7 protein-coding genes are annotated in these 5,490 nt (G+C 73.0%); 1 reads left to right on the top strand and 6 read right to left on the bottom strand.

Annotated elements, in window-relative coordinates; translation table 11 throughout:
- The first annotated feature begins 106 nt into the window (after positions 1 to 106).
- Positions 107 to 502: a hypothetical protein gene (locus C1J01_RS45735; protein WP_111185263.1), complete on the top strand. Its 396-nt coding sequence runs from the start codon at positions 107 to 109 to the stop codon at positions 500 to 502.
- Between the two features lie 24 nt (positions 503 to 526).
- Here C1J01_RS45735 and C1J01_RS45730 read toward each other — a convergent pair whose 3' ends face one another.
- From C1J01_RS45730 to C1J01_RS45705, 6 genes are all read right to left on the bottom strand, one after another.
- Positions 527 to 1,474 (bottom strand): NAD(P)H-dependent flavin oxidoreductase, encoded by a 948-nt coding sequence (locus C1J01_RS45730; RefSeq protein ID WP_111185262.1) that lies wholly within the window; start codon positions 1,472 to 1,474, stop codon positions 527 to 529.
- A 16-nt stretch (positions 1,475 to 1,490) separates the two neighbouring features.
- Complete coding sequence (locus C1J01_RS45725; RefSeq protein WP_111185261.1) at positions 1,491 to 1,727, bottom strand: DUF2630 family protein; 237 nt, start codon at positions 1,725 to 1,727, stop codon at positions 1,491 to 1,493.
- Positions 1,728 to 1,804: 77 nt separating this feature from the next.
- Positions 1,805 to 2,425 (bottom strand): HD domain-containing protein, encoded by a 621-nt coding sequence (locus C1J01_RS45720; protein WP_235855110.1) that lies wholly within the window; start codon positions 2,423 to 2,425, stop codon positions 1,805 to 1,807.
- A gap of 119 nt (positions 2,426 to 2,544) precedes the next feature.
- On the bottom strand, positions 2,545 to 3,348 hold the full coding sequence (locus tag C1J01_RS45715) for an SAM-dependent methyltransferase (protein ID WP_111185259.1): 804 nt from the start codon (positions 3,346 to 3,348) through the stop codon (positions 2,545 to 2,547).
- Between the two features lie 117 nt (positions 3,349 to 3,465).
- Positions 3,466 to 4,698, bottom strand: a complete 1,233-nt coding sequence (locus C1J01_RS45710) for an FG-GAP repeat protein (protein WP_111185258.1) — start codon at positions 4,696 to 4,698, stop codon at positions 3,466 to 3,468.
- Entirely contained in the window at positions 4,695 to 5,165 is a 471-nt protein-coding gene (locus C1J01_RS45705; protein ID WP_111185257.1) for a hypothetical protein, read from the bottom strand. Before C1J01_RS45705 ends, C1J01_RS45710 begins: the two co-directional genes overlap by 4 nt.
- Positions 5,166 to 5,490 lie beyond the last annotated feature (325 nt).

Genomic DNA, 5,490 nt, shown 5'->3' with positions numbered 1-5,490 from the left:
GGACCCGCTCACCCTCGATCCCCACGTCCGCCCCCCAGAGTGCACCGTCTGCCCCACTACTACCCACTTGCGGGACACCCACGGCCACCGGGTACGGTGCCGTCCCATGGTGCGGCGGGACAAGGCGTATCGGCGGCTGGTGGTGGGGGAGCGCGTCTACCGGTGGCGTGTCGGGCACGCCCACGTGCGTGACGGGTCCGGCTGCCGCGAAGTGGTCGCCTTCCGCGCGGAGGGAGTCCCCGTCCGCCTGACCGTCGTCTTCGCCGAGGGCCCGGGCCCCCTGTCCGGCCGCGCGTCTGCGGGCGCCGGCTGCATCCTGCACACGGGCGGCGTCCTGCGCTCCGCCGACGGCGCCTACCTCAACCTCAACCGCCCCGCGGTGGCCCGCGCCCTGCTGGACGAGGCCCTCAGCGACGACCGCGGCTGCCCGGCCGGGGACCTGGAGCTGGACGGCTGGCCGCTCATGGGCGCCGTCCTGTCCCGCGTCCCCGGCCCGGCCTGACCGCAGAACCCCTGTCGGGTGACGTCAGGTCGTGAAGCGGCGCAGCAGCGGTTCGGCGGCGGCGAAGTCGGCCACCACGTCGGCCGCCGTCCGCTCCCGCTCCACCAGGCCGACCGCCTCCCCGGCGTAGACGTAGGCCGTGTCGAAGTCTCCCGCCTGCCGGGCGGCGGCCAGCTCGGCGGACGCCGCGTCGTCCGCCGCCAGCTCCTCCTCCCGGCCCTCCCACCGGTCGAAGAACGCGTTCCGCAGAGCGCGCCCGCCGAACTCCGGAGGCCAGGCGAGCCGCTGGGCGACGTCGAAGACCCGCCCGTACGCCGTGCCGGTCTCCCCGGCCGCCACCACCCGCCGCCGCGCCGCTTCGGGCAGCGTCGTCTCGGCGCAGCCGAGGAACGCCGTGCCCACCCAGGCGCCCTCCGCGCCCGCGGCCAGCACGGCGGCCAGCCCACGCGCCGTGGCGATGCCGCCCGCGGCCAGCACCGGCACGTCCACCGCGGCCAGCACACCCTGCAGCAGCGGCAGCGTGGCCACCTCGGCGCGACCGTGCCCGCCACCCTCGCCGCCCCGGGCCACCACGACGTCCACGCCGGCCCGCGCCGCGGCCCTGGCCTCCTGCGTGGTGCCCGCCTGGGTGGCCACCGCGATCCCGGCCTCCCGCAGCGGCCCCAGGTGGCGCGCGTAGTCGCCGTAGCTGACCGACACCAGCGCCGGACGCGCCTCGATCACCGCGTCCAGCTGGGCGTCCGTGACGGCCCAGGCCATCAGCCCGATCCCGTACGGCCGCCCGCCCGCGCCCGCCACGGCGGCCTGCTCGCCGATCCACGCGGCGGACGAGGCGGGGAGCACGCCGAACATGCCGAGCCCGCCGGCCCCGGAGACCGCCCCGGCCAGCCGTCCGTCGCTCACCCCGGCCATGGGCGCCCCCACCAGCGGCACCTCCAGCCCGAACCGCTCGGTCAGCCACGTACGCAGCATGTTCGCTCCTTCGCTGTTACTGCAGGTAGTTCTCGACCTGCGAGACCGGCGCGGCCTCGGCCTCGTCGGGGTTCATGCCGGCCTCGCGCCGGGCGCGGCGCCGGCGCAGCAGGTCCCAGCACTGGTCGAGGGTCTCCTCCAGGTGGGTGAGCCGGGCGTTGTGCTCCGGCCCTGCCGAGGCGTTCTGCGAGCGCAGCTCGTGCTCCTCGTCCACGAGGGCGTGGATGCGCTGGAGGATCTGCTGTTCGTCCATGGAGCCTTCCTCTTCCGCGTATGCGCCCGGGGCATCGGGCCCACGGGCCGAACCACCGTACAACGGCGCGAAACCGGCTACTCCGGCCAGGGCGACTCGAGGATCGTGTCGACGAAGTCGCGGCGCTGGAAGCCCGGCACGTACCGCTCCAGGACGTCCGCCTTGACGTTGCCGAACGTCGTCTCCGGCCGCGGCGCGACGCCCTCGGTGAACGCCCGCAGGATCGCCCGCTTGAAGCCCGGCCTCGGGTGCAGGGCCGTGACCTGCCGCCGCTGTTCGTCGCTGAGGTCGTGGAAGCCGATCCCGAGCACGTCGTACTCGACGCCCGCGGTCACCAGCGCCACCTCCGGCTCCATGAACTCGGGGATGCCGGGCGTGGTGTGCAGGGCGATGGCCGTCCAGACCCGCCGGATGCTGTCCTCCGGCACGTCGTGCTCGCGCAGGAAGCGCCGGGCGGCGTCGGCGCTGTCGACCTCGAAGCGCCGCCCGCTGCCGCGGTGCTCCTCGTTGAGCCCGAGGTCGTGGAACATCGCGCCGATGTACAGCAGCTCGGGGTCGTAGCTCAGGCCCCGGTTGCGCCCCTGGAGCGCGCCCCAGAAGTAGACGCGGCGCGAGTGGTGGTAGATCAGGTCGCTGGTGGACTCGCGCACCAGCCGGGTGGCCTCGCCCGCGAGTTTCGTGTCGGGTACGTCGATCATGGAAACCTCCTGGTCACCGTGCCGCGCGGACCGGCCCACGACGCCCCCGCACCGCATGACAGGCTGAATCCCCCCGATGAGGGCGGGTCATGCGGGCGGGGGAGAGGCTTTCGTGGCCGTCAGAGCTTGCGGCCCACCACGCCGTACGCGCCCGCGTCCTCCCGGGCACGGGCGACCGGGCCGTCGGGGCGCCAGTCGAAAACCGGCACGAGACCCGGCTCCACCAGCTCGTACCCCTCGAAGAAACGCAGGATCTGCTCGCCGGTGCGCGGCGTGAAGGCCAGGGCCTCGCTGTTGTACGCCTCCGCGCTGGCCCCCACCTGCTTCGGGGCGAAGTCGGCGGTGACGTGGGAGATGGCCAGGTGGCTGCCGGGCGCCAGCGCCTGGCTGTACCGCGCCACCAGGCCGAACGGGTCCTCGTGGTCCTTGATGAACATCAGCGTGCCCACGATCACCAGCCCGACCGGCTCGTTGAGGTCGATGGTCTCGAGCAGGTCGGGGTGCTTGAGGATGGCGTCGGGCTCGCGCAGGTCGGCCTCGATGTACGCGGTCCGCCCCTGCGGGGTGCCCTTGAGCAGCGCCCGGGCGTGGATCATCACGATCGGGTCGTTGTCGACGTAGACCACGTGCGCGGCCGGGTTCGCCGCCTGGGCCACCTCGTGCGTGTTGCCCTGCGTCGGGATGCCCGTCCCGATGTCCAGGAACTGCGTGACCCCCTGGGCGGCGATGTGGCGTACGGCGCGGCCGAGGAAGGCGCGGTTGTCACGCGCGCCCTGGACGACTCCGGGCGACGCCTTCGCCGTGGCCTCCGCGACCGCCCGGTCGGCGGCGAAGTTGTCCTTCCCGCCCAGCCAGTAGTCGTAGACGCGGGCGGAGTGCGGCACGGACGTGTCGATCCGCGGGTGAGGGGTCTCCTCGGTCATGGGGCCTCCGGGGTGACGGCGGGATTCGAAAGATGATCATATGTCGAGAAATATCCCCCGTGCCGCACTCCGCCCCTGACGCCGTGGGAGCCGAAAGACCTGCGCTGTGCGATCGGGTCAGCCGGACAGGGAGGTGCCGAAGTCGGCGCCCCGGGCTGGGCCGAAGGGCTGGAGGATCTCGGCGTTGCGTCCGGCGACCGCGACCTTGCCGTACGGCGCGGCGTCCGGCCGGCCGACGAACAGCTTGTTGCCGCTGAAGGCCACCGACCAGCCGAACAGCCCGCCGGCGTCCGCGAGCCGGCGATCCTCCGACGCGTCCTTCCAGGAGACGATCCGCACACCACCGCCGTACGGGGCGCCGATCGCCAACCGGCCGTCCGCCGAGGCCGCCATCGATAACCCGAACGCCTGCCTGCCCGGTTGATCGACCGTCCGCATGGGCTTCCTGGCGGTGTCCAGGAGCTGCACCGACCCGGGCCCCGGCGAGCCGACCGCGTAGCCCGACCCCTCGGCGTACGCCACCGCGTACCCGTAGCGGTCCCCGGAGGCGTCCGTCGGCGAGTCCAGCTTGAACGACGTGATCTCCGGGGCCAGCACGTCGTCGACGAACACCACCGAGCCCGAGTTGATCCGCCCGGCCTCGATCTGCCGGCCCGCGCCGTCGGCGTTCTCGTACGGGACCCCGATGAGCAGCTCGTTTCCCGCCCCGAACGCCATCGACCAGCCGAACTGGTCGCCGACCTCGGCGTTGCCGCGGACGTCGGACGTCTCCTGACTGATGCGGCGCAGCTCGCCGTCGCCCTTCCTGACGTAGAGCGCGCCGGCGTCGAGCAGCCCGGACTCGTCCTCGTACGGCGCCCCCACGGCCACCAGGTCGCCCTTGGCGGCCAGCGACCAGCCGAAGTGGGCCGACCGCTGGGGCCGGGGCGCGGTCAGACGCTGTGGTGGCGCCGCCTTGCCGCCGAAGACGACATACACGGCCCCGGCGTCCTCCTCGCCGTCCACGTCCGCGTACGGGGCGCCGATGACCAGGTCGGCACAGGCGTCGCCGTCGACCTTCGCGAGGCGTACGGACCAGCCGAAGGCGTCACCGGTCGCCCGCCCGGGAACGGTCACAGGGACGATCTTGTCGCCGGACAGCACCTGCACCGACCCCGTCTCCCCATCGGCGAACGGATCCCCCACGGCGACGTCGTCCACCCCGTCCCCGTCGAAGTCCGCCGCACCGGCACAACTCACCGGCGCGGAACCGGCCGCCCCGCCGATCGCCGCTGCTGGGCCGGGAATTGCGACGGCGGGAACGCCGGTCGCGGTCAGCAGGAGAGCGGCGAGAGCCGAGCGGGTGATCACAGCGCCACCTCGATCTGTGTGCCGTTCTCCAGCATGGTCGCGGTCATCTTGACCGGCTTGCGGTACATCGGCAGGTCGAACACGAACGCACCGTCCACCCGTGCGCCCGGCAGGATCGCCGGAGGGAGGGTGATCGGCGCCGGGTCGTGTTCGGCGCCCCGGTCGTCGAGCATGGAGACCACGGGCTGCACCAGCACCCGGCGCTCACCGCCCGGGTTGATCATCGACCAGTGGATCACGCAGAACTGGCCGTTGCCGGCCGTCCTGCCCTCGTAAACCCGCAAGCCGCACTGCGGCGCCGAGGGGACGATCGCGATGGGATCGTCGAACTCGGCGCCCAGCGCGAACCTGCGTCCCACGTCATTGGGCACGGCACTGGCCGCGACCTGCGCGACGCCTCCGGGAGCGGCCGTGTCGCGGTCGGAGGTGACGATCAGCACCGCCCCCGTGACGACGATGGCCAGCACGGCCGCGGCCGCGGCGATGAGCCACCGGGTCCCGGACGTACGCGTGGGGCGAGGCGTCTCGGGCTCCTCGACCGGGACGGCGGCCAGGGACTGCGGGGCGCCAGGGTCGGCGGGCTGGGAGGGGTTCGGAGGCTGGGAGGCGTTCGTGACCTGCGAGGCACCACGGCCGGCGGGCTGAGAGGGGTTCGTGAACTGCGAGGCGCCGGCGGGCTGGGGGGCTGGCTCTTATACACATCTCCGAGCCCACGAGACTAGCGCTCATCTCGTATGCCGTCTCCTGCTTGAAAAAAAAAAATTAACTGCTGGAAAATCCATGTCCTGATGG

It is taken from the genome of Nonomuraea aridisoli (assembly GCF_003236395.1).
GTDB lineage: Bacteria > Actinomycetota > Actinomycetes > Streptosporangiales > Streptosporangiaceae > Nonomuraea > Nonomuraea aridisoli.
This window is presented reverse-complemented; position numbering and strand designations above follow the sequence as displayed.